Raw genomic sequence first — 25,455 nt, 5'->3', positions numbered from 1 at the left:
CATATGAGCCGGTAAGCGTTACTCATGTCATAAAATTGAGTGGTGGATGGTTATTTTGTCCTTAAGAATTTGATAACCCTCACTTAGTGGCTCATTCTAAAAAGAAATAGAATAAAAGGTATGAGATGAAAGGAATCATATTCACCGAATTTTTAGAGCTTGTTGAAGAAAAGTTTGGTTTAGAACTTTTGGAAGAAGTTTTAGAGATGTCAGAAGACGAGGGGATCTATACATCGGTCGGAAGTTACGACCACAAAGATCTCGTGAAACTCATCATTAACCTGAGTAAGAAAACCGATATCGATGCAGGAAGTTTGCAACGCGTATTTGGGCAATCTGTATTTAAAAACCTGTTAGCCTCTTTGCCGAACAAAGCCAGCCTTGCACATAGCAATACCACTTTTCAATTTATTCAACACGTAGAGCGCTATATTCATGTAGAAGTGAAGAAGCTCTATCCCGACGCTGAACCACCAGAATTCAGTTTTATTACTACGACCGAAGCACAACTTATTTTTGACTACAAAAGCGCAAGGTGTATGTCTCATGTTTGTTTGGGACTAATTGAAGGATGCGCTGAATATCACGGGGAGTCTATCTTGGTAGAAATGACACCTCAGAATGATGACCAAAGCGTGGTTAGGTTTAATTTGAAAGTCGAAAAGTAATATGGATCTGGCATCAGCCTTAGAGAAGAAGCTTAAACGTCAAGTCGCGGCACGGAAAGCGGCTGAAGCATTGTTGGAACAAAAGAGTCTTGAATTGTTTGAGGCAAACCAACAGCTTGAGCTTGCTTTGCGTCAGTTAGAAAAACGTTCGAACGCGAATATTCGCCGCATTGAGTTTCAAGAGCAAATCGACAATTTGTTGATCGATTTTGGGCGCGCGTTTCTTAGGAATGATCTCGATGACATCATGTTGTCTGAATTAACGACAAACGTGACGAACAGTTATTTAATTGAAGCCAGTCGTCTGATACTGCCACCTAAACTCATACCTCAACTTCTCACATATGATTACGGCGACGAAACGGTCGGTGGGTTAGATCAAGAGATTCAGGAACCTCAATGGCAAGGTAACTTGTTGACGGTGCCTCTTGAAGTGGAGAAGGTGATCGTTGGTGCACTGATCGTTAAGGTTAGGTTGCTCGATCAAGACTATGAGTTTATTGAGAGTCAACTTTTGTTAGTAACGGATTTGATATGCAGTGCGCTAACTCATCAGCTCGCGATTAACCGAAATATTGAATCACGCAAACGAGCAGAAGAGTCCGAAAGAGCAACTCGTGATTTCGTTGCAATGATTAACCACGAATTAAGAACCCCACTCAACGGCTTGTTAGGTAGTGCTGAATTGATCAGCGACACCGACTTGACCTTTTCTCAGCGTGAAATAGTCAACAACCTAAGTCAATCTGGTGAGTTCCTAAGAACCATCATTAATGACCTACTTGATTACAGTAAGATTAATGCGGGTATGTTGGAGCTGATTCCCAAGACATTTGCACTGGATGATTTGAGAAACACGATTCAAAGCATCTTCACCAATCGTGCGATTGAGAAGCAGCTTGAATTTAATATCAGCGTGTCCTCAAATGTACCTACTCATTTTAATGGGGATTTAGAACGCATCACTCAGCTATTTGTAAACCTAATCGGTAATGCGATTAAATTCACAGAAGAGGGACATGTGAATGTTGGTATCGAATGGAACAACAGCCAATTCGTTTTTTCTGTAGAAGATACCGGGGTTGGGATTGCCGAATCTGCACACAAAACTTTGTTTGAACCTTTTACTCAAGCTGATAATTCGAGTAGCCGAAACTATGAGGGTACCGGACTTGGCTTAGCGATTTGCCGTAAGTTGGTCGCTTTGATGAATGGTCATATTAGTGTGTCTAGTGTGGTTGAAGTCGGAACAACTTTTACTATTTCTATACCTTTAAAAGTTATCGATATATCGCGTGAAGATGAACGAGTGGCCAAAAATGTCGAATCAAACGTTGAGCTGTCTTTATTGAAAGTTCTGGTAGTTGATGATATCAAAATGAACCAAATCATCATCCAACAAATGCTACGTAAGCATGAGATTGAACCTGTTATCGCTAGTAATGGTGTAGAAGGGTTCGAGCTAGCCTCAAATAATGATTACGACATTGTTTTTATGGATTGCAGAATGCCGGTTATGGATGGCTTTGAAGCGACAGAAAAGCTCAGAGAGAAAGGTTACGCCAAATCTATAGTGGCACTGACTGCCGGCACAACATTAGAAGAGCGTGAACGTTGTATTCAGTGTGGAATGGATGACATCCTTAGTAAACCTTATACCGCGAACGACCTCACAGAGATGCTCAAGAAGTGGGGTGTTTCTGCTGTGAAGGTAGCGTAAGTCACGTTAATAGTGAGTGGTCAATTATCTACTCAGACTCAGACTCAAATACTAAAAAACCGAAGTGATCTTATGATCCTTCGGTTTTTTTATATCGAGCTTTTGCCTATGACTAAATAGCCTTCAGTGTCGTTACCTAACACTCTTCAAGCACAGGAAGGATGCGACTCAGCTTATCTAATGTTTCTTGATATTCAGAGGCGCAATCACTATCGAATACCACACCACCACCAGCCCAAGCATAAAGCGTGTTGTTCTCGGCAACTAACGTACGAATGGTAATGCTGGTGTCCATTCTGCCATTTCTACTGATGTAGCCGATACTGCCGCAATACGCTGAGCGTCGATGCGGTTCCAACTCTTCAATGATCTGCATAGCGCGCACTTTTGGAGCGCCAGTAATTGAACCTCCAGGGAAGCAAGCTCTCAGTAAGTCGGTTGCTGAGTATTTAGAATCTAGGTCGGCTCTGATTGTACTAACTAAGTGATGCACAGCAGGGAAGCTTTCGATATCAAACAGTTTAGGGACATGCACCGTACCAGGTTTTGCCACACGGCCAATATCATTACGTAACAGGTCAACGATCATCAGGTTTTCGGCCTGATCTTTTTCTGCACTCAACAAATCTTGAGCATGGGCATCATCAACTTTACGATCCTCAGAACGAGGGCGCGTACCTTTAATTGGCTTAGTTTCGATGATGTTGTCTTTAAGCTCTAAGAAACGCTCCGGAGAAACACTAATGATTGCGCACTCTGCCAATCGGATAAAACCAGAAAAGGGCGCCGAGTTGTACTGTTCAAGTTTCTCATAAGCGAGCCATTCACTACCTTGGTATTGAGCATTGAAGCGCTGAGCTAAGTTAATTTGATAACAGTCACCCGATAACAAATACTCTTGCACGCTATTAAACTTATTGGCGTAGCTCTCTTCGCTCATATTGGATTGCCACGGTGTGGTTAATCCAAAGCGCACATGTGTTCGGTTTGGCCTAGAGGCCTGTTGTATCAGCCAATCATGATGTTCATCGATATTGCAGCCGACAATACACGCTGTTTTTAATTGATGGTCAACGATCACTGCCCATTCATATAAACCAACCGCCATGTCGGGCGCAGAAATATCATGCTTAGCAAGAGAGGGAAGAGCTTCTACTCGTCGCCCTAAATCGTAACTGAAGTAGCCTAAAGCGCCGCCAACGAATGGCAAATCAGCATGCTCTTTGGTCGCCGGTAATAACTGCTGTTGATATTGGTCGAGTAGTTCGAAAGGATCCGACTTTGAAACGAAATGCTTTTTGCTAACAAGAGTTTCTTCATTAACATTAACGGTCGTTTCTGCACCGATAGTCTCGAAGGTGGCGATGGGTTGAGCAACTAAAATATCGTATCGACTATCAACATGGCTTTCTGAAGCGGAGCGTAATAGCATTGCCCACGGTAGGTTTTCAATATGAGAAAACAGCTGTTTAGCTAAAGTTGATTGATATTCAAGCGGCTTGATTTGGATAGAGCGAAATTCGTTGTTATTCATTTGTTTAATTTGTGACAAAGAGTTCGATCACTGCATGGCGTGTGAGAGGAAGCAAGAGTATCATAAATTGAAAATAAAATGGGTTCTTGATTAGAACGGTGCAAACCACATGGTTTAGTTTAAAGCTATGCAAGCGATTGCTACAGCAACTAAATACAGCTCAACATAATAAAAAGCTAAGCCAACTAATTCGGTTAGACAAAAACAGTTAAACCAAGATCCCACATGGAACCAGAACAATAAAGAGGCATGCAATGACGGTTATTCGTAAGCAAGATGTGATCAGCAGTGTCGCTGACGCACTTCAGTACATTTCTTATTATCACCCTTTAGACTTTGTCCAAGCCCTAGAAAAAGCGTACGAGAAAGAAGAAAGCCAAGCAGCAAAAGATGCTATCGCTCAGATTCTTATTAACTCGCGTATGTCTGCGGAAGGTCATCGTCCAATTTGTCAGGATACGGGTATTGTTACTTGTTTCGTGAACATCGGTATGGATGTTAGGTGGGAAACGGATCAAACAGTACAACAGATGGTTGATGAAGGCGTTCGTCAAGCTTACAACAATCCAGATAACCCATTGCGTGCATCTGTCCTAATGGACCCTGCAGGTAAGCGTATTAATACCAAAGACAACACACCAGCAGTTGTTCACATTAATATGGTTCCAGGCAACAAAGTTGAAATTCAAATCGCGGCAAAAGGCGGCGGTTCTGAGAACAAAACCAAGATGGTAATGCTTAACCCTTCTGATGATATTGCAGAGTGGGTAGAGAAGACGCTACCAACAATGGGCGCGGGCTGGTGTCCACCGGGCATGCTTGGTATAGGCATTGGCGGTACGGCTGAGAAAGCCGCGGTACTCGCTAAAGAATCTCTGATGGAACACATCGATATTCAAGACCTTATCGACAAAGGTCCAGAGAACGCAGAAGAAGAGCTTCGTTTAGACATCTTCAACCGTGTAAACAAGCTTGGTATTGGTGCACAAGGCCTTGGCGGTCTAACGACTGTGGTTGACGTTAAAATCAAAACAGCGCCAACGCATGCAGCTTCAAAGCCTGTTTGCTTGATCCCGAATTGTGCGGCAACGCGTCACGTTCACTTTACGCTAGACGGCAGCGGCCCTGCAGAACTAACACCACCTAAGTTAGAAGAGTGGCCAGACATTACTTGGGAAGCAGGCGTAAATACACGCCGTGTTAACCTTGATGAAATTACCAAAGAAGACGTTCAAGAGTGGAAGACTGGCGAAACGGTTCTTCTATCAGGCAAGATCTTAACCGGTCGTGATGCCGCTCATAAGCGTATTCAAGGTATGCTTGAAAGTGGTGAAGGTTTACCAGAAGGCGTCGACCTGAAAGGCAAGTTCATATACTACGTTGGCCCTGTCGATGCTGTGGGTGACGAAGCGGTAGGTCCTGCGGGCCCAACAACGTCTACTCGCATGGATAAGTTCACCGACATGATGCTAGAAGAAACCGGTATTATGGGCATGATTGGTAAAGCCGAGCGTGGCCCTGCAACGGTTGAGTCAATCAAACAGCATAAATCGGTTTACCTAATGGCCGTTGGTGGTGCAGCTTATTTAGTCGCGAAGGCAATTAAAAAAGCACGCGTGGTTGCGTTTGAAGATCTCGGTATGGAAGCGATTTACGAGTTTGAAGTTGAGGACATGCCGGTAACGGTAGCGGTTGACTCTAACGGCGTAAACGCACACCAGATCGGCCCTGACACGTGGAAAGTGAAAATTGCAGAAGCCGAAAAAGCGTAATTAACGAACGCTAGAAAGGCGCAATTAACCTTGACCTGAGTGTTTGAATTGCAATTTTTGACAGAAACTTAAGAATAAAAGTGCAGCATTGTCTGCACTTTTGTCTTATTATCAATGATATAGTTATAAACACATCGTTTGATATAAGAACATAGGAGAGAGGAATGCCTCGTTTTATTCAGATCCTACAGATTATCTTGGCAGTGGTGATTGGTAGTTTCATTGGTTACGATTTGATCTTGCACGGAATCAGCATCTTTAACGAAAAGTACGTAACTATCACATGTGTATTATGGTTGATTTCTGAGATCACACTGTTCGTTATCTACAAGCTGATAGAAGACGATTAGTCTGACATTAACTGAAAATTTTAAAGCCCCTGATTATGAATGTAGTCAGGGGCTTTTATTCATCTAGCATTAAGAATGTGTATTGCATACTCACTACTATTAGCAAAAGAACAAGCATAAGCATACAAACTAACCCAACTGGGAAAGAGCACAGGCTAACGTTTCTATTACTATATCAGTTAGCTTAACTATTACGGAGTCGTTCAAATGAAACACCTAACTCAAGAAATGAGTGACTTTATAAGCAGAGGAACGGATTCTCATATTCGAGTAGCGGTCACGGGGCTTTCTCGTGCGGGTAAGACAGCATTCATTACTTCGCTGGTTAATCAGCTTCTTCATACGTCTACCCACAAAAATCTGCCTCTACTTGCCTCGGCGAGAGATGGAAGAATCATTGGTGCTAAACGTATTCCACAACATAACATGATGATCCCGCGTTTTTCTTACGATGAAGCGATGGAGTCACTCAATGCGGAGCCACCAGAATGGCCCGTGCCAACGCGTGATGTCAGTGAGATTCGCTTAGCCATCAAATATAAACCAACTAAAGGCGCGAAGAAGCTGCTGAGTAAAAACAGCACCCTTTATCTCGATATTGTCGACTACCCAGGCGAGTGGCTACTTGATTTGCCGTTACTGGATATGGACTTTGATACGTGGAGCCAATCTCAATTTGCCGCGTTGAAGGACGATAGAGAAACCTACTCGCAACAGTGGAACGCAATGCGTGGTGATATCGATTTGCTAGCAGAAGCGGATGAAAAAAAACTGGTCGCGATTGCCGATAGCTACACCCAGTACCTGCATACTTGTAAAAGTAACGGACTGCATTGGGTGCAACCGGGTCGATTCGTATTACCGGGTGAGCTTGAAGGTGCGCCTGTGCTGCAATTTTTCCCGTGCATCGCACCTGAGGGCAAGTTCTCAAAAACAAGTAACTATGCGGTTTTAAAAGCACGTTATGAAGAGTATCAGCAAAAGGTCGTAAAGGCGTTCTATAAGAATCACTTCGCGACGTTCGATAGACAAATCGTGCTGGTGGACTGCTTACAGCCGCTCAATGCGGGCTACGACTCTTTCATGGATATGCGTGGTGCATTAGAGCAGCTATTAAAGAGCTTTAAGTACGGCCGAAGCAATATCTTAAGACGCCTGTTTGCGCCGAAGATCGACAAGATCTTGTTTGCAGCCACCAAAGCTGACCATGTGACACCGGATCAACATCCGAACTTGGTGTCGCTGTTACAACAGATGGTACACCCAGCGTGGCAACAGGCGGCGTTTGAACATATCGACATGAGTTGCATGAGCATCGCGTCTATTCAAGCGACCAGTGCGGGTTATATTTCGTCAGGTTCAGACAATGTTCCTGCGTTGCAAGGGGTCACTTTAGATAACGTGTCTCAAACCATGTATCCTGGCGAGGTGCCGCGTAAGCTGCCGAACAAACAATATTGGGAAACCAATCAGTTTGATTTCACGAGCTTTAGGCCAATGGAACAACATTCCGATGAGCCTTGTCAGCACTTACGAGTCGATAAGGTTTTAGAGTATCTCATTGGCGATAAGTTGAAGTAATTGAGGCAATCAAAATGAGTGAATTAAAAACGAAACAAGTCTTTGATGAATCGTTGAAGACCTCGTTCGATGAGCAAGATAAGAATGAAGTTAGCCCAGATTTAGGTGCTCAACAAATGTTCACCGAACAAGAAAAATTTGTACCTGTCGCACCACAAGTAGAAATTGACCTAGATGGAGAAGCTGAGCAACAACTGGAGCAAGTGATACGCCCGAGTAAAAAGAAAAAGTGGTTTACTTCTGGCTTGTTGGTCGCTTTCTCTGGCTTAGTGGGCTGGCAAGCGGTCGATTCTGTGATCACCGCGATTCAAACCGCTGACTGGTTAGCATTAGGTTGGGCCGGTTTTATTGCTGCAATCGCGTCATTAGGCCTTGGTGCAATAGGTAAAGAGCTATGGAAGCTACGTTCACTGAAAGACCATTTCAGTGTGCAAGAGCAGAGCGAAGAGCTACTCCAAAGTCAAAGCGTTGGTAAGGGAAAAGCGTTTTGTGAACACATCGCTAAACAAGGGGGCATTGTTGCCGAGTCTCCTTCATACGATAAGTGGCGGAACAGTATCAACCCGGCACATAGCGATGCCGAAGTGCTGGATATGTACGATGCGTTGGTCGTTAGCCATCAGGATAAAGTCGCCACTCAGATCGTGACTAAGTTTTCTACTGAATCTGCAGCTTTGGTTGCAGTGAGCCCATTGGCTGCTGCAGACATGTTGTTGGTGGCGTGGCGTAATTTCACCATGATAGACAAGCTAGCCGATGTGTATGGTATTGAACTTGGCTACTGGTCGCGCATTAAGCTGTTTAAATTAGTGTTAATCAACATGGCAGCGGCAGGGGCAAGTGAATTGGCGATTGATGCGAGCATGGACCTCGTATCGATGGACTTAGCAGGCAAAATTTCTGCAAGAGCAGGGCAGGGGCTCGGTGTTGGTATTTTAACCGCTCGACTGGGCTTAAAAGCCATGACTTTGCTTCGTCCTATGCCTTGGCATAAAGAGCGAAAAGTAAAATTATCGGACCTTCGTAAAGCCGTCCTTTCTGAAATAAAGCGTATTACTCTCAAATAAAGTATTTGAGGCTCAATAGTTTGAGAAGAAGGGTAAACATATGTTTACTCTTCTTCTTGACTGAACTCAGACCTTAATCCACACTACTGTCAACTTATCCTGACACCTATAATAGGACTATTTGTGCGTCTTGAAGTATTGTGTGAAGACAGACTCGGCTTAACGCGTGAGTTGCTCGATATCTTGGCCTCAAAAAGCATTGATTTAAGAGGAATCGAAATTGATGTAAAAGGCATTATTTATCTAAATTGCCCTGATATTAATTTTGATGCTTTTAGTGAACTTATGGCTGAAATTCGCCGAATTTCAGGTGTGAAGGATGTACGTAAAATCCAATTTATGCCGAGCGAAAGGCATAACACCGAGCTGATTGCACTGCTTGCAAACCTACCAGATCCAGTGATTGCGATTGACCTTAAAGGTTCAGTCGACATGGCAAACCACGCAGCACTCAACCTTTTTGGTAAGCAAGAAAGTGAAGTTATTGGCGAGCCGTTATCAACGTTTGTTCCTAGCTTCAATTTTGCTCGTTGGATCGACGGTGATGTAACACGTCATCGTGAAGTCGTAGTACTAGACGGTTTGGATTTTTCTATCGAGATACTGCCTATTTATCTTGGGGGTGACGTGAACGAAGCGGTACTGGCTAGCGCCGTAATGACGATTCGTTCTTGCAACCAAGAGATGAACTCGACAGATGCGATCCCAGAACAGAACAACCTGGGCTTTGAACATTTTGTCGGTGTCTCTAATCGTCACAAAGCCTTGATCAGTCAAGCTAAGAAGTTGGCGATGTTGGATCAACCTCTTCTGATTGAAGGTGATACGGGGACAGGTAAAGAGATGCTTGCAAAAGCATGCCATAACCGCTCAAACCGATCGTCTTTCCCATTCTTGATTTTAAGCTGTGCATCAATGCCTGATGACGTGGCAGAAACGGAACTGTTTGGTCATGCTCCGGGTTCATTCAACCATGAACAAGGACATAAAGGCATTTTCGAACAAGCAAATGGCGGTACTGTATTTTTAGATGAAATTGGCGAAATGAGCCCGCATCTACAAATCAAACTTTTACGCTTCCTACAGGATGGTTCATTCCGTCGTGTTGGTGAAGAAGAAGAGATGCACGCTGATGTTCGTATTATTGCATCAACGCGCCACCGTCTTTCTGAATTAGCTGACTCAGGCTCGTTTCGTGAAGACCTGTTCTACCGCTTGAATGTACTGACGCTATCAATTCCAGCCTTACGTGAGCGCTCTAACGACGTAGCACCGTTATTGGAGTTGTTTGTTGCTAAGTACGCACAGCAGTTAGGTATGCTAAAGCCAAAGTTAACTCCAGAATTGATCGACCAATTGGGCAACTATCAATGGCCGGGCAACATTCGTCAATTGGACAACATGGTTTTGCGTGCACTCACTGAATTAGATTCTGACACGTTAACGGTTGAGCAATTCCATCTGCCTCAACTTGAAACCATGACCGCTGGAATGGCGAATTTGAGCTTGGATGGTTCTCTGGACGAGATCATGAAAGATTATGAATCTCAGATCCTTGAAAAGCTCTATCAGTCTTTCCCATCGAGCCGTAAGTTAGCAAAACGTTTGAACGTCTCTCATACCTCAATTGCGAACAAGCTTCGTGACTATGGGATCAGAAAAAACTGATTGAACCTGCTTAGCCATCGTACTGAGCAAAAAAACAAGACAAGTTGACGGATTAAGAAAAACGAATGGAAGATTTAAGTACACCAGCCCGCGTTTATAAGCACGATGGAAACCTTATTCTACGTACAGCGCAAGTTGACGACGCGAGTATGATCAGTGAGTACTTTCAGATTAATAGAAAGCACCTCAAGCCATGGGAACCGATTCGCGAAGATGCGTTCTTCGAAAGAGAAGGTTGGGCTCAGCGACTGATCAAGTTAAATGAGCTTCATAAAATGGGGCTTGGCTACTACTGTTTATTGATCAATGCAGACTCAAACGAGATGCTAGGGACAATATCTTTCAGCAACTTGTCACGGTTCCCGTTCTACGCTTGTAATGTGGGCTACTCATTGGCTGAAAGTGCACAAGGCCACGGTTACATGCGGAGAGGCTTGAGCATGGCAAAAGACTACATGTTTGATGTGCAGAACATGCACCGCTTAATGGCGGGCTATATGCCTCACAATGAACGCAGTGCGAGTGTATTGGAGCATCTTGGTTTTGTTCGCGAAGGTTTTGCCAAAGATTACCTACAGATTAACGGTAAATGGGAAGATCATATACTAACGGCATTAGTTAACCCAAACTGGGAAGATAAGCGCGTTCTTTAAACGCCAATAATACTTAGACCTAGTGATTTTTAACGCTAATAGCGTCGCATACATAAAAGAATTTTAGAGGCAGCAATCATTTAAGCGACCATGAAGTCGCCGCTGCATCAAAAAGTACATATAGGCATGGTTATCCACTTGCCTTAGAAGATATTTGAGGAATTTTGATGTCATATACAACTTTGGACGAATACCAAAGAAAATGGATTTTCACTCATCAGTCAATGCCGCTGCCAGCGGAAGACTTGGAAAAGATCAAGCCAATGACTCAGGCAAGAGCGTCTCAGTTCTGGAAAGAGAACGTAAGCCCTCAAAGCCCAGATGCAGAAAGACTGAGTTCACAAGACTGGCCAAGCAAATCGTCGAACTGGAACGAAGAGATCAGCTGGATGGCGAATTGGGAAGCCGACGAACCAGAAATGCCTGAAGAAATCTTAAACTTCATTGATTGGCAAGATGACGTAACTGTTTATTTTTGTTACGAAAAATACAACGTCCTTGAAACTAAATGGTCAGTATTTAAGAAACATTGGAAGAACTTTTTGTTCTACGATGATGGACCAATTTTGCTAGGTCGTCGTCGTTCGGAAGCGCTTTGGTTTGCAACAAACGGCACGGTGAAAATCGGTAACCGCGCTTAAACTCAACGTGGCTTAATTAAGCTTGTGTTGTATGGGCTATAGATAAAAAGCGAGCACTTAGCTCGCTTTTTTTGTGCGCGATGATCTTTAATGATCGTTGAGGGTTTACGACTATTTGAGCCCTGCTTTTGATGTGTATTTCTGTTTGTGTCGATCGGGTGATTTACGAAATTGAGACCGCTATCCCATTGGCTCACTTGAAGTTTTAAGAGGTTTGGCTATATTTATATTACTGCCTTAGTGGAGGTGAAGTATTATGATTTGGGATACTCTCGAACGTGTAAATAAACTTCGCAAGGAAGCAATGGAGGATCCAGAATTTTTGGATTCGGCAAAAATGCATGAGCAATGGCTTTTAAGCGAAACTCATAACCAATCAACTAAAGGAACCAAGGATAAGAAACCGAAAAAACTATCAGATATTTATGAAAACACGGATTTTCCGATTAACCCAACAGGAACGAAACATTAACAATGATGAACTGCAACACGGCTAAGGCCTTTAAACAGCGAGCCTCTAATCAATTAGATATTGGCCAGCGAAACACTAGCCAACCAGACACTTGCAAACAGGCCTTTAGCCACCTATAAAAAAGCCACTTTCAACGAATCGAAAGTGGCTTTTTCTTTTCTAACTTGTGACTAAAGCTAATCGCTATAAAACTAACAGCTTTTAAAACTAGCTATTGATCAGGCTTAATCCGCTTGGTAATGCATCGCCAAATACGCGCTTAGACTCACTTTCAGAAAGTTCTGTCACTTCATTCACCAGTGTTAACCATGAATCAGGGACCTTGCTTTGTTTAAGCTTCTCAATCACTTGATTGCGATAGTCATCAGAGATATCAAACTGACGGTCACCGGTTTTACGACAAATCATCACAGCAGCGAAGGCTATCATTTGTTCTTTGTGCCAGTTCTGCTCAAGCAGTTTCGGTAGCCACTGTTCAGCTTGTTCTCTTGGAATCACACTATGTTGGCTGCCATACAAAGGCGTTCTTGATGCTAATCGACCTAGCGCCCACCAGTGAGCTTGTTCAAATTGGTTATGGTTAATCGCTTTGCTCAAGAACCAGCTTGCCAGCAGCACTTTGTCTTCCACTTCCAGTTGCTCAAGTGATGCCGCTAAACGAACCATGGCTTCATAACCATTGTCTTGCGCATCTTTAGCTGTTTTAGGGTTCTTCATTGCGCCTGGGTGAAGGTACTTCGCAATATCAGCCAAGATAGTTTCTTGCTGTTCTTGATTCAGGCCTCCGGCAACACGACGCCAGAATACCCACCAATCTGTCCAACCTTGATGGTTCTGGAATTGGATGTTTTGTTGGTAAAGTCCCCAAATTTGTTCAATACGCCATGAGTCAGTTGGGTCACCAAAGCCAGGTCGCATAGAGTAACCCGCCAGACGAAGCCAGTTTTTCTCATGCGCTTCAGAGCGACGACGGCGTTTACGACCTAAAGAGAACGAATCAAACAGGTGACGGAGAGTAGTAAAGTCCCACTCTTCGCGCTTACCGAGTCGCTTTTCAAGATCTTTAGCAAGTGTTTTGATCTCTTTAGATTCAGCACTCTTCTTGTTACCGCTGTATAGGCGAGAAATTAGCTCCTTACATTCGTCCAGTCTTGGATGAAGTTTAGAGTTATCGGATTCATCGCCTTGCTTGTTTCTTACTTCAAACTCGAGCAACCAACGCTTAGAGTCATCTTCTGTACTCACACACTCCATTTTTAGTGTGCCGACTTCGGTTAACTGACAAGCGAGCAGTACTTCAACACGCTCTTTTTGGTTGGCTTGAAGTTCTGCAGTACCTGAGCCTTCCAACGTAGAAATATACGGTGGGAGAGGCGAGAACAAGTCGGCATCCACATTGACCATCACACCATTTTGAATAGCAGTGTCGTGAGCTATTTGGTCGTGTGTTGAAGTCAGTAGATTAAATCGTACTGGCTCACCTAACGTCAACGAAAAACGACGACTGTTTAAGCGTATCTCTTGGCCTTCCTCAGTACCTTTGGCAAGCAAACAAAGTGCTTTACCCATCTTGTTCTTCTCTTGTAGATGCAAGAAGTAAGAACGCGCAGCACCGCCACCGATTTTCAGTTGTGCACCACGGCGGGCTTTACCAAAGGCGACCGCGCCAAGGGCAACAGACCAATCAGGGTGAGGGTTATCAAGCACTGTGATTGGAGAACCGTTCCAATTGCCTAGTAGCTGAGTAATACGCTCAGTCACAAGTTCACTGTTGAACACACCACCATTGAGTAGTACACCTACAGGAATTGCAGGTTTGGTGTCATCGAACTCAACAGAGCCTGAGTTTTCCAATGCGGCTTTAGACACTTGTTGGTGTGTCGTTAGGAATTCTGCAACGTGCTTACTCACCGCAGGGTCAGCCACGTAAGGCAGACCGAATTCAACCACGGCGCTGCGGCGTTTGTCTGGTGTTTCAGTAAACTCAGAAAGCGGGAAGAAACCTTCCAAAGCGATTTGATGAACTTCTTGCTTAGTTAAGCCAATGCTCTTGGTACCACCTAGTAGCTTCGAACCACTACCGAGCATGGTGATCTTCACGTCTTCTGGCGCATTGGCAGAAAGCAGGCTCTCTTTTGCAGCGCGAGTTTGTTGAATCAATTTGGTTAGACTAGACGCGTTGAGTTTTTTGTTTTGATTGAAGCGTTGCTCAGCAAGGTGAGCAAGCGCTAAATCGAGGTTATCACCACCAAGCATCAAGTGTTCACCAACACCGATACGATCAAGTGCTAACTCGTTAATTCCATCGTTGTTCGAATCGAACTTAGCCTCGATTAAGCTCAAGTCGGTAGTACCACCGCCGACATCACACACTAAGATCAATGGGATCTGTTGAAGCTCTTCCGCAGCCGTTTGTTGATGACGAGCATACCAGTCATAACAAACAGCTTGAGGCTCTTCGAGTAATAAAATCTTACCTAAGCCAGCAAGTTCTGCGGCTTCAAGTGTCAGCTTACGTGCTGTCTCATCGAATGATGCAGGAACCGTTACAACAACATCTTGGTCTTCAAGTTTGTTGCTTGGATTACGGTAGTTCCACGCTTGGCGGATGTGATTCAGGTAGCTCGCACTTGCGACAACAGGAGATACCTTATCGACATCAGCTGCGCCAGCCCAAGGAAGGATATCTGAACTACGATCGACGGCTTGGTGTGACAGCCAGCTTTTAGCACTGGATACTTGACGGCCTTCGACTTTAGCACCCAATTCACGTGCCCATTCACCGACGATAACGTTTTTAATATCGCCTTCAACTAAGTTCGGTGCCCAAGGCATGGTGAGGTCGAAAGGGGAGATCTGACCTTGTGCTGGGTGGTAACGAAATGATGGAAGTAGGGGTTTTCGAACCACTTCACCAGGGCCGATGAGTTGGTCAATATCGAAAAGAGAAACGGGAGCGTGTTGTAGGTCGTCGTTGATTTCACAGTAAGCAACAACGGTATTGGTTGTGCCTAAGTCAATGCCGACTAAAAAACGAGGAGATGCCATACAAAACCTTATTCTGCCAAAGTGATGACCAGTTTATTGATAGTTTTGGTCTTATTGTTGCTATTCGTGAACGTCATTCCCGAGAAGAAGGTACGACTGAGTCGGGAATATCATCACACTGTGTTTAAGACCGAAAAATTAGAACCTATAAGTTAAAACAGAGCGGTTAAAAAACACAGGGGTTAAAACAGATTCCCTAGTTTGTTCGTACTTGCGGTAGGGAATCGCATTGATAAAGTAACGGCACCCGTTAAGGTGCCGTTGATTCGTTATGCTTGGTCGTTTGAGTCGTTATTCGCGTCTTCACGAACATCAAACTCAACGTGCCATTTCTGACCGTTATCAGCAGCAATTGCTTCTAGGTAAAGCGTGCCGAGTTCAGTAACACGAGAGGCTAGGGTTACCGGAACCACTTCACCCTCACGGCGACCTTCAGATACTGGCAGTGTCACTTGAATCTCTGGAAGTTCATCAAGGTCTTCTGGTGCCCAATGATCAAGGTGCGTACCCGCTACGTCTTCACGACGAGTGGTTGAACCGAAGAATTGGAAGTGAACTGGCTGGCCAATCACCAAACCAAACTCTTGGCTAGGCACTTGAACGCTTGAACCTTCTTCCATACCAAATGGCGCAACACACAGTGCTTCCATTGGCGGAGCCATACCTGGGATAGCTGGCATCGCGCTTTCAATTCCTACGTAGTAAGAAGAAGCGATACCACCACGGATACGAACGCCTTGGCCGCGACGCACTGCTCCGTAGTAAGAAGCGCCACTTGCAACCGCTAGGTCTAGATCCAAACCTGAAAGCTGTTTAGCAAATTCTGCATCAGCATTGATCAACCATTCGTTGATCGTATCTGAAAGACGATCAGCAAGTAGGTTAGATTTTAGAACACCACCATTGAACAGTACCGCTGTTGGTTTGATGAAATCTGCCGCTGGCGCTTCAGCACCTGGCATACCGGGCATGTTTGCAAACGGGTTGAAATCTTGCTGAGCCGTTTCGCTGTTTCCAGAAAGCGCATTGGCTTGCTTAGAAAGAAATGCAGCTATATGACGAGTGATACCCGCATCTTGAGCGTAAGGCAGACCCATTTGAGTCAGTGCGCCACGCGTCTTTTGAACTGGGTGCTCATTCACGGCTACTTTCGGGAAGAAGCCATCAACCAATGTTTGTTGTACTTCTTGCTGAGTCAATTCTGTTTTTAGTGTTGCGCCAAGTAGTTTAGAGCCACGGCTAGGTACAACGATAGGCACAGATTGCAGTTCAGCATCGTTAAGCAGTGCTTCTTTTGCATCACGACATGCGTGAGTCATTGCTTGAACCTGCCAAGGAGCCAACTCTTTGCCTTCTTGAGCCAGTTTCATTTTCAGACGGTAAGCCAGTGCTAGGTCCATGTTGTCGCCGCCAAGTAGGATATGTTCACCTACTGCGATACGGTTCAGGCTTAGGTTGCCGTCATCTTGTGTTACTTCAACTAGCGAAAGGTCGGTTGTACCACCACCGATATCGACAACAAGAACGATGTCACCAACGTTCACTTCATCACGCCATGTGTCGTTGCTGTTATCAATCCAGCTGTAAAGAGCCGCTTGTGGCTCTTCAAGAAGCGTTAGGTGAGTGAAACCCACATTACGTGCAGCTTCTGCTGTTAGGTCACGAGCCGCAGGATCAAACGAAGCAGGAACCGTGATCGTTACATCTTGGTCTGCCAGTTTGTGTTCTGGGTTAGCGTGGTTCCAAGCGTCTTTAAGGTGCTCAAGGTACAATTCAGTGGTCTTAAGCGGAGATACTTTTTCAACTTCTTCAGGGCTGCCTGCAGGAAGGAACGCATCACGACGGTTCACACCACCGTGGCATAGCCAAGATTTTGCGCTTGCGACCAAACGGATAGGGGTTTTAGAACCTAGGTTACGAGCAATAGCACCAACCAGTGCTTTAGGCTCAGAAGACCAAGGTAGAACGCGAGAGCCCGCATTCATTTCATGTTCGTGCGGTTGGTATAGGAATGAGCCTAGTTGGCTGCGAGTTTCTACTGTACCAGGAGCCGTGAGTTGAGGGATTGGCATCACCTCAACGCGAGCGTCTTCATTCGTTGTGTCGATGAACGACAAAACGCAGTGTGTAGTACCTAAATCGATACCAACACTGAACTTAGGCGCCTGATGTTGCTCTTGAGAAGATGGCTCTTGTGAATGCTCTTGCGATGAAGAATGGTTTTGGTGTTCCATTATAGCTCCACCTCTGCCGGTGCAATGACAGATGCATCGTAATTTTCAGCAAGCTTAGGCAGGTTCATGTCAGTTGCTTTCCAACCTTTGTGAACTAGCGTGCCGTTGAATGGTGCATTACCCGTTACGTTGCCTGTTAGGCGGATTTCTTGCGGGTTGAAGCCTTCTACTACCGTGATACGCGTTTCTTCATCTTCCGTACGGATGTGAGAGAGGGTTACGTAATCAGCAAGTACTTTTTGACCGCCAGTGTGGATTACACGTGCAGCTGCGCCAACTTCTTCGTCAGAGAACGAAGTGAGATCTTCTTTTAGGAAGTCAATTAAACGTGCTTCTTGCTGCATGATAGACAATAGCTGCATTGCTGAATCGGTCGGTGCTGTTGCTAGTTTTGATTCAACTTCAACGACTCTTTCAATCACTTTTTCAACTTCAACAACTTTCTCTACTTCGACAATTTTTTCTACTGGTTTTTCAACTTCAACGATCTTTTCTACTGGTTTTTCTACGACTTTCTCAACCACTTTGGATTTACGAGAAACGGCAATAAGCAGCAGTAAAACGCTTGATGCAGTGAGGCCTGCGTGAAGCATATCAAACGTTTGTGGAATTAGGTTCAAATCAACGATCATAGTGATTTTCTCTTTAAATTGATTTAACGGTATATTCATTGGTTAAGTTGAACATACGGGTTGGAAAGAAAACTCTGTCGCACTCAGGCAAAACGGTATCTTTCAAGCTATAAATATGGATGGATACTAGCATATTCAAGGCTTAAGGGCTGTATTTAATGTTTTTATTCAAGTGGGTTTTTAGTGTGTTAGCGTGAAAATTAGTCGAGATTTGTTTGAATAATAGCCTTTGATGTAAGGGGAAGGTAAACATTGCCCATTTTGTGTCAGATTTAGGACTAAACATGAATGGAGCAGGGTTCCTTAACGTTATATACTTATGACTTTATATAATCCGACATGAGATATGTATGCCGCATACAATCGACCCGTTGACAGGGTTGAAGAGAAGAACCTTGCCAGTAGTTGCTTTTTTGGTCACCTTTCTGATTACGGTGTTATGCTTTGTGTTGGTGGCTCTTAACCAAAATCGTGCCTTGAACATGAATTTGGAGAGCTTTGCTAAAAACCAAACTCTAAGCCTAAAAGCGTTTATTGATAACGATGTTGCTTACATTGGTTCTGGTGCTAATTTTTTCTACGCAAATGATCCTGAAAACTGGGATAAGTTTGATCGTTTTGCGCAACAAACGATTAATGTTTCAAAAAGTCTAATTGGCTTGCAATGGATGCAAAAAGTGACAGCCGATGAGATTGAAGAACACACTGCTCGGATGGAAGAAAAGTACCCATCATATAAGTTATTCACTATTCCAAAACATGAATCAAAAGCTTTTGGTTACATCTTAGATGGTGAGCCAGCCTTTGTTGCGACTGATATCTACCCAAATACCGAACCTAATAACAGAGTTCTTGGTTTCTACTCTTCTCGTGAACGATTTAAGCGTGTTTTAGACAATATTAAACATACACGCCAAGCGAATATTTCAGACAAAGTTCGTTTAATACAAGATGGTTTAGACCCACAAACACCGAAAAGTGGCATGTTGGTGTATCACCCTGTATTTGAGGGTGAAAGTGACAATTTGCTCGGTGTTGTGATTGGTGTGGTTCGTACGACTTATTATTTTGAGAACTTACTGGCATCCACTGCGGGTGATATGAATGTATATGTGCGAGTGACCGATACCGGTTTTGAAGCAGAAGATTCTCCCATTTTGTTTGAAACTGAAGGTTTTGAAGGCGTAACTGGGCACCTTATTACCAAAACCATTAGCCTAACCAACCGGGATTGGAAAATTGATTACAAGATAGGTTCATGCATCTCATTTTCCGGCTACTTGGTACTCGCCGGCATTGCTTTAGTTGGGACCACTATCTCTTTACTGCTGGCCTACATAGTTAATCTACAAATTCGTGAGAAACAACGTTTGTACCAAATGCTATATGAGAGGACGGAAGAGCTGCGCTTTTTAGCCAATCATGACAGCTTAACCGAGGTCTACAACCGACGAGCGTTTAATAAGAAATTAGACAAAGCGATCGACAGCGATAAACCATTTAGCCTTATTGGTTTTGATATCGATAAGTTCAAAAACATCAACGATCAATTTGGTCATCCAGCGGGTGATGCATTGCTGATTCACGTCGTCAAACTGATCTCTGTTAATTTGAAAGATGGTGATGACCTGTTCCGTTTAGGAGGTGATGAATTTTGCATCATTTCGAGTATCTCAGATCACGAAGCGTTGGAGCGTTATTTAGAATGTATCCTAAATACTGTTAGCCGCTCTCATTGTGAGCACAAAGGTCGCCAATTGAGTTGTACGCTTAGTATTGGCGCTTCTATTCGTAGCAATGAAAATACCGAAGAAATTCAGCAGCGAACCGACAGCATCTTGTATCAAAGTAAACTAAACGGTCGAAATCGAGTCACAATTGCAGGCTAAATGAGCACTTGATGTAACAAGGGTCGAGTTCCTGACTGTGCTCATGTACAATTTCACGAAATTTTTGACGAGAGAATTAGGCGACGTATGAATCACAATCGAGTGGTGTGTTTCGATTTGGAAATGTGCTGTTGGAGCGAAAATGGTGTAGGAACAACAGGGGAGATCATTGAAGTGGGTCTTGCTGAGATTGATCTAGCATCTGGCACTATCGTGAAGCGAGCGCAATACTACGTTAAGCCAGAGAAAGACGAAGTCTCTCTGTTCTGCGCCGAGTTAACGGGCATTACACCTCGTAAAATCGAAAAACAGGGGCGCCCATTAGAGTCTGTTATCAAGTCGATGATTAAGAACTTCGGTGGCCCAAAGAAAATCTATGCAGCGTGGGGACGAGATGATCTGATCTTACATAAAGAGTGTAAAGAGAAAGGCATCGAACCTCCGTTTAGCGAGTTTATAAATATCGCAACACTTTATCGAATTCAGAATCGTTTGAAAGAAAAACGCATTGGTCACCGCGCGGCTCAAGAAGCGAAAAATATTGAGTGGGAAGGCCGTCAGCACTCTGGGTATGTCGATGCGTATAACCTCGCGAAGTTGGCGTTAACGATGCTCTAGATAGCAGCAGTGAACACCCGAACATAGAAAAGCCATCTACTTGTAGATGGCTTTTTGGTTTAATTTTTATCGGTATTTCTAAAGATTAACTCATTTTTTAATGACCAAGCTCGAGTTACTTACCATACCTTCGACCCTGTCGGTGATGTGAACCAGTCCGTTTGAAGTGTACCGCCAGACTCTGCCCACGTGGTTAGATGTTCATATGCTTCACAAGTATCAATACGTTCGTATGGGTGAGACCATTGGCCTGGGATATCCAGAGCCCATGGGTGGCCAGTCGTGTTTTGATAGTATTCACCTTCACTTGTTACTGTATCATCATCACCAGCACCGAATATTGCGGTATCTGCTACATCTGTATTTGGATAGTTCATCAAGTGAATCTCTCTACCTCTCGCGTTGCCTTTGTATATGAACGGGTTAAAATCCGTATTGCTTAGCGCAGGAATTGAACCATCAATCACCAGCGAGACACTGTAATCGATTAAGCTTCGTGCATCACCCGACTCTGTGTTGTAAAAGCTATAAGTGCTTGTACTTGGCAGCATCGCCGCGACACTATCAATCACAACAAATACCAACTCGCCTGAGTGACCGGCCTCTGGTGTTAACGCTACGGTAGAGCCGTTGTATGTTTTGGTCAGTGAAGTGACATCCGTGTCTTCAAGCCCTGCTAACGAAATAGCGAAACCATTGTCTTCAGCCGCTCCACGAGCAATAGCTTGGCCGTAGTAATCAAAACGAGTTATTTGGTTATTCGCGTTTGTATAAACACCTAATGCGTAGTGGCTAACAAAGTCATTCAGATCGTAGTCACCCTCATTTGGCCATAAATCTTCGTAGGCTAATGTGTACCATCCACTGGTTGGTGTTCGGCTATAGAAAGCGATTGTCGGATCGTTTGGTGCGTAGTCGTTTGCATCTGATACACCATCACCGTCACTATCCCCAATTGAAGGCCATGCAATCTCAGCGATTTCACTGATCAGTCCATTCTGGTCAATAGCGATGACCTGAACCTTCCAAAGTTCTCCAACTTCAGTTTCACTGGCCGGCAATGTGGCATTACTGTTGTCATTTTTTCCGACAAACTCATCATCCACATAGAACCCTTGACCTACATCGACAAACCAACGGTAGCTATAAGTTACAGAATCACCGTCTGGGTCTTCCGGTGTTGGACCGGTTACTGTCACAACCAAGTCGTCATTATCACCGAGTCCAGTGCTGCGACTTAGAGTTGGTGTAGAAGGAGGGGTATTAGCAATGGTGACATAAGTAACACTGATAAGGCTGTAATCCAGCGTGGTTAGCCAACCGTCGTTATTCACATCAATATCTAGGTCTACATTCACAAGACTGTCGTCAAGTGAAGCGATAGGGAGGTCAAAAACGGTTGTCGACCAGTTATTGTTGGTACCTTGTAAGAACCCGGGAGTAAGTAAAGAACCGTCAACAGCGATACTGTCGTATTCTCCGTTTTCTCCGTGGTGTGCTTCTGAATCAACATCATAAGCGTAAATAGTGAGTGTCGCTGCGGTAATCTGTGCGCCATCAGGGACCGTTAAATTATGTTGCCAAGAGTAGTCTTCGTTTGCTCGGCTGTAGATGTCGAAACCATAACCAGAAGGCGCGATGTAATGTGGTGAGGTACTACTTGCATCGATCTTTTGAGTCACTGTTATTGAGCCATCACCGTTAGTGGTTGTTGTGTTTTCTGTTGCAGCTGCAAACGTCTGTTGCGAGAAAGAACACATAGCGACTGAACCCATCACCATTAGAGATTTTTTAATATTTTTCATGGCAGCTATCCTTAGTCAGAATCCAGAACAATGTCGCAAGAAACTAGCAAATCAGTAGTGACGTTATCTAGGTCAACGGTACTTCTACACTCTTGACCACGCACCTGAGCAACGATTTCCAATCCTTCCCAGTTGGTTGGAATGCTAAAGTCACTCACTAATTCACCATCGCGGTTCGACATACCAGAGTAAAAGGCTTGAGAATCTGTTTGGTCTGAGGTCACGCTGTATAGTTTGATGATGTGGGAACCGCGAATTGGAGCCGGCTCACCGTCTTTGTATGAAAAACTACTGACGACAATGACGCTCATTGTTCGCGAAGCCGTTCCACGCCACTCAAAACTGTCCGGTACAGCAATATCAACAAAAGTCGTATTGGCAGCTGTTGCGGCAGGACTCGCAGCGCTGTCAGTTGAGCCGCTTGCACCACCTCCGCCACCAGAACTGCCGGACCCGCCACCACCACCGCCGCAGGCGATGAGAGACATTGATGTGACCGATGTTAAGAGGAGTGTTTTTAATTTCATCATCATAATCTTCCGTAATTAATTGAGGCCGTGTAAAACTTAAAGAGCAATGACTGTGCCAGTTTTTATGTTGTTGATAAAAAAGGAAAAATTTGATTTTTTGATGTGGTTTGAAATTAATTGTATATCAGCATCTCAATTAGAGAATCAATCTGACGATAACGAATAAATGACGGCCTGATAATGAGATTTGATAGGGAATTGGATTCAGTTTTCACGAATGCTGAGTGAGGAAAGTTGAATCTGTAATAAGAGACATTTGACTGGTATTTCTCTTGTTCAATAGGTGGTGGGTATCGGTTTTTACATCAACACAAACAGAATGAAAAGAATGTTAATTCTTAATAAATGTCAGAAGCGCTTTAATTAATATTAAATCGCAGGTTTCGACCTTGATTGGGCAGAGCTAGATGGTAGCGTTAGTTCACCCAAAACAAATAGCACAAGAGAAGCCAAACCAAAAAGCGATGATCAGGCCTGTCTATTCCATGGCAAGTTTAGAGTTAAACCTTGGCTATGTTTAAAGGTGAGTGAGTTTACGTGACTGACTCACCTTGTCGTTATTTCATCTTGTTACTCGTCGAACTTATATTTGACTGAATTATTGGTTAAACTTCGCGCCACTCTTTTCTATGTATAGCTTGGCATTAGAATAACCAAGCAAACACCTTTTTGATGACCTTTTTATTTATGAACTCCTCGCTGAAATGAACGCCAATAGCCCTGAAAAATCACCTTAGACGCTTCGGGTATCGAGCTGATTAATAACACACTCATTGATTCTGAATCAGGTAATCAGGCCACCTTATCTCCCTCAGAAAGCTTGATCCTTGAACATTTAGTGAAGAACAGCCCAAAAGCCGTTGGTCGTAACTTTTTACTTGAACACGGCTGGCCGGGACGGGTGGTGACGGGCAGTTCACTGAATGTTGCGGTCAAGAACATTCGTACAGCATTAAATTCGCTTGAGTGTGATTGCAAAATTTTAACGGTTCAAAAGGAAGGGTATAGCTTCAATGGCCCGAGACAGGTTGGTAGTTATTTATCGATGCCAACGCCTACGACTGACATACATGTTGAATCGGCAATTGTTGAATCGACATTTTCAGAGAATGCCGCCACCACAGATGACTTAACATTTGTAGCAAAGCTCACGCCTTCTGGCATGAACAGACAAGGTGGAAAATCAAAGCAACAGTACCCACAATCTCATCAGTCTATAGTGAAGCACTTTATCACTCGTCATCAATCTCGTATCGCTGGAATCGTAGTCAGCTTGTGTCTCGTCATGTTGTTTTATCAGTTTGCGTTTTTTATGGATAAGAGTCGTTATCGTGGCATGGATGTTTATCACGATAATTTGAACTTTGATCAATCGCTGTTAACTGAGTTGAACACTGTCTCAAAACTCGGTGTTGATTTACTTTACCTACATCGTATCGGAGTTGGGTGCCAGAATATTCAAGCCGTTGCGCTGATAAATGGGCGCTGGAGAGAGATGAGTCATCAGTTTAAATCTCTCTCTTGTGATGGCGATAATGACGATGAGCGAGGCTAACCGATATGAATCGTAAGTTTTGGATGCCTATCTTGCTCACGCTTTTTGTGATTATAAATGTAGGCTTAATCTCTGGGCTCGCAACTAAAAGTACCTATAAATTTTCCGCAGAGTATCCAATGGTAGGCTGGGAAAAAATCTCACTTCGATTGGAAAGTGGTCGGGTAAAAATGCAGTACATTGGTTACGACATCGATGGAAATGTTGCTCAAACCAAGCAAATGTTTGGAGTGTTCTTTCGCTGGGGGAATCACTACTACTTTTATCAATTGGACCAAGACCAAGCCCAAGATAAACAGACTTTCAATATCAAACACTTATACATCCAACAAACGCAAGGCAAGCGTAGTGTATTGGTGTCAAATCAGCGTGGCCTTTATGTGACAAAAAAGGCACGCCGTTAGAGCTGAAAGGCATAATGTATGGTGATCGCTTACTCTAGTTGAGAGTATCAACGAGTAGAAAGCCTTTGGTTAGCTTTTACCCAAGACGTTCAGCTTGGTCTTAATAAAGTCACTGTGGTCAACGTAAAGCAGTTCTGCGGTTTTGCGGATCACTGAATCTTCAAGTGGATCAATCTCTCCATCAGCATGTGCCACTTCCCACATTGCCTTTATTAGATCTATGCGGACTGGTTGAGACAGCTCTCGCAGTTGAGAAGTAAAGTCGTAAAGAGAGACAGATTGTTCAACTTGAGGTTCAGCTTGCGCCAATAAGGCTTTGGATTCGTCTTCAGTTATGTTCAGCAGGCGTTGAAGCAAGTGAAGTTTAGCTTCTTGTTCGGATTCGTTAATCGCGTGGTCTGCACCGGCGACTTCACATAACAAGCTGGCGATAGCTAAGTTAGGAGAGGCGGTTGGCGTTTTACCTAAATCAGAGCCTTCAACTAATTGTTTAAATAACGAGGTAAGTGAGTTAAACATAAGATCATTCCAGTTATGATGAATATTATTACTATTGGGCCTACAGAGTGTGATCGCAAGCGTCTTTACTCAAAACTGACATTACGGATGAGCGA

20 protein-coding genes and 1 pseudogene are annotated in these 25,455 nt (G+C 44.0%); 14 read left to right on the top strand and 7 right to left on the bottom strand.

Going from position 1 to position 25,455, the window contains the following annotated elements:
* Window positions 1-125: 125 nt before the first annotated feature.
* Complete coding sequence (locus SJY39_RS23755) at window positions 126-668, top strand: heme NO-binding domain-containing protein (RefSeq protein WP_010441399.1); 543 nt, start codon at window positions 126-128, stop codon at window positions 666-668.
* Window position 669: 1 nt separating this feature from the next.
* Window positions 670-2,388, top strand: a complete 1,719-nt coding sequence (locus tag SJY39_RS23750) for an ATP-binding protein (RefSeq protein ID WP_010441398.1) — start codon at window positions 670-672, stop codon at window positions 2,386-2,388.
* A 136-nt stretch (window positions 2,389-2,524) separates the two neighbouring features.
* Here the strand turns inward: SJY39_RS23750 and pabB are convergent, their stop codons facing one another.
* Window positions 2,525-3,922 (bottom strand): aminodeoxychorismate synthase component I, encoded by a 1,398-nt coding sequence (pabB, locus tag SJY39_RS23745; RefSeq protein ID WP_102336939.1) that lies wholly within the window; start codon window positions 3,920-3,922, stop codon window positions 2,525-2,527.
* A 254-nt stretch (window positions 3,923-4,176) separates the two neighbouring features.
* On the opposite strand from pabB, the gene SJY39_RS23740 reads away from it, so the two are divergent.
* The 8 genes from SJY39_RS23740 (at window position 4,177) to SJY39_RS23705 (ending at window position 12,126) form a co-directional block, all read left to right on the top strand.
* Complete coding sequence (locus tag SJY39_RS23740) at window positions 4,177-5,694, top strand: fumarate hydratase (protein ID WP_372275280.1); 1,518 nt, start codon at window positions 4,177-4,179, stop codon at window positions 5,692-5,694.
* A 164-nt stretch (window positions 5,695-5,858) separates the two neighbouring features.
* Window positions 5,859-6,044, top strand: a complete 186-nt coding sequence (locus SJY39_RS23735; RefSeq protein WP_010441392.1) for a hypothetical protein — start codon at window positions 5,859-5,861, stop codon at window positions 6,042-6,044.
* Between the two features lie 207 nt (window positions 6,045-6,251).
* Window positions 6,252-7,625: a YcjX family protein gene (locus tag SJY39_RS23730; protein WP_372014751.1), complete on the top strand. Its 1,374-nt coding sequence runs from the start codon at window positions 6,252-6,254 to the stop codon at window positions 7,623-7,625.
* Between the two features lie 14 nt (window positions 7,626-7,639).
* On the top strand, window positions 7,640-8,692 hold the full coding sequence (locus SJY39_RS23725) for a YcjF family protein (protein WP_050612740.1): 1,053 nt from the start codon (window positions 7,640-7,642) through the stop codon (window positions 8,690-8,692).
* Window positions 8,693-8,815: 123 nt separating this feature from the next.
* A complete protein-coding gene (tyrR, locus tag SJY39_RS23720; RefSeq protein WP_010441386.1) occupies window positions 8,816-10,360 on the top strand; it encodes a transcriptional regulator TyrR in 1,545 nt (514 codons plus the stop codon).
* 65 nt (window positions 10,361-10,425) lie between these two features.
* The gene (rimJ, locus tag SJY39_RS23715; RefSeq protein WP_010441383.1) at window positions 10,426-11,013 is read left to right on the top strand and encodes a ribosomal protein S5-alanine N-acetyltransferase; all 588 of its coding nucleotides are present in this window, start codon (window positions 10,426-10,428) and stop codon (window positions 11,011-11,013) included.
* Window positions 11,014-11,180: 167 nt separating this feature from the next.
* Entirely contained in the window at window positions 11,181-11,654 is a 474-nt protein-coding gene (locus tag SJY39_RS23710) for a DUF2947 domain-containing protein (RefSeq protein WP_010441382.1), read from the top strand.
* 256 nt (window positions 11,655-11,910) lie between these two features.
* Window positions 11,911-12,126, top strand: a complete 216-nt coding sequence (locus SJY39_RS23705) for a hypothetical protein (RefSeq protein WP_010441378.1) — start codon at window positions 11,911-11,913, stop codon at window positions 12,124-12,126.
* Between the two features lie 207 nt (window positions 12,127-12,333).
* Here the strand turns inward: SJY39_RS23705 and SJY39_RS23700 are convergent, their stop codons facing one another.
* The 3 genes from SJY39_RS23700 to SJY39_RS23690 form a co-directional block, all read right to left on the bottom strand.
* Entirely contained in the window at window positions 12,334-15,174 is a 2,841-nt protein-coding gene (locus SJY39_RS23700) for an Hsp70 family protein (RefSeq protein ID WP_102363154.1), read from the bottom strand.
* Between the two features lie 269 nt (window positions 15,175-15,443).
* Window positions 15,444-17,408 (bottom strand): Hsp70 family protein, encoded by a 1,965-nt coding sequence (locus SJY39_RS23695; RefSeq protein WP_016799385.1) that lies wholly within the window; start codon window positions 17,406-17,408, stop codon window positions 15,444-15,446.
* Window positions 17,408-18,040 carry a DUF2760 domain-containing protein gene (locus SJY39_RS23690; RefSeq protein WP_010441373.1) on the bottom strand — a complete coding sequence of 211 codons (633 nt, stop codon included), beginning with the start codon at window positions 18,038-18,040 and terminating at the stop codon, window positions 17,408-17,410. The genes SJY39_RS23695 and SJY39_RS23690 overlap by 1 nt, the downstream gene beginning before the upstream one ends.
* 350 nt (window positions 18,041-18,390) lie before the next feature.
* Here SJY39_RS23690 and SJY39_RS23685 point away from each other — a divergent pair, with 350 nt between their 5' ends.
* Window positions 18,391-19,929 (top strand): sensor domain-containing diguanylate cyclase, encoded by a 1,539-nt coding sequence (locus tag SJY39_RS23685; RefSeq protein WP_010441371.1) that lies wholly within the window; start codon window positions 18,391-18,393, stop codon window positions 19,927-19,929.
* An 87-nt stretch (window positions 19,930-20,016) separates the two neighbouring features.
* Window positions 20,017-20,547, top strand: a complete 531-nt coding sequence (locus tag SJY39_RS23680; protein ID WP_016767256.1) for a 3'-5' exonuclease — start codon at window positions 20,017-20,019, stop codon at window positions 20,545-20,547.
* A gap of 119 nt (window positions 20,548-20,666) precedes the next feature.
* Here SJY39_RS23680 and SJY39_RS23675 read toward each other — a convergent pair whose 3' ends face one another.
* A complete protein-coding gene (locus tag SJY39_RS23675; protein ID WP_016792374.1) occupies window positions 20,667-22,352 on the bottom strand; it encodes an LruC domain-containing protein in 1,686 nt (561 codons plus the stop codon).
* Window positions 22,353-22,363: 11 nt separating this feature from the next.
* Window positions 22,364-22,885, bottom strand: a complete 522-nt coding sequence (locus tag SJY39_RS23670) for a hypothetical protein (RefSeq protein WP_016784558.1) — start codon at window positions 22,883-22,885, stop codon at window positions 22,364-22,366.
* An 835-nt stretch (window positions 22,886-23,720) separates the two neighbouring features.
* Here SJY39_RS23670 and SJY39_RS23665 point away from each other — a divergent pair.
* Together SJY39_RS23665 and SJY39_RS23660 are read left to right on the top strand one after the other, a co-directional pair.
* Entirely contained in the window at window positions 23,721-24,437 is a 717-nt protein-coding gene (locus tag SJY39_RS23665; RefSeq protein WP_241905142.1) for a helix-turn-helix domain-containing protein, read from the top strand.
* A gap of 5 nt (window positions 24,438-24,442) precedes the next feature.
* Window positions 24,443-24,879 (top strand): annotated as a pseudogene (locus SJY39_RS23660) (hypothetical protein).
* A gap of 31 nt (window positions 24,880-24,910) precedes the next feature.
* On the opposite strand, the gene SJY39_RS23655 reads toward SJY39_RS23660, so the two are convergent.
* Window positions 24,911-25,360: a TerB family tellurite resistance protein gene (locus tag SJY39_RS23655; protein WP_010441358.1), complete on the bottom strand. Its 450-nt coding sequence runs from the start codon at window positions 25,358-25,360 to the stop codon at window positions 24,911-24,913.
* Window positions 25,361-25,455: the final 95 nt, after the last annotated feature.

Source organism: Vibrio sp. R78045, from assembly GCF_042466085.1.
GTDB classification, from domain to species: Bacteria; Pseudomonadota; Gammaproteobacteria; order Enterobacterales; family Vibrionaceae; genus Vibrio; species Vibrio cyclitrophicus.
The sequence above is the reverse complement of the archived record's forward strand: the minus strand, read 5'-3'. Positions and strand labels throughout refer to the sequence as shown.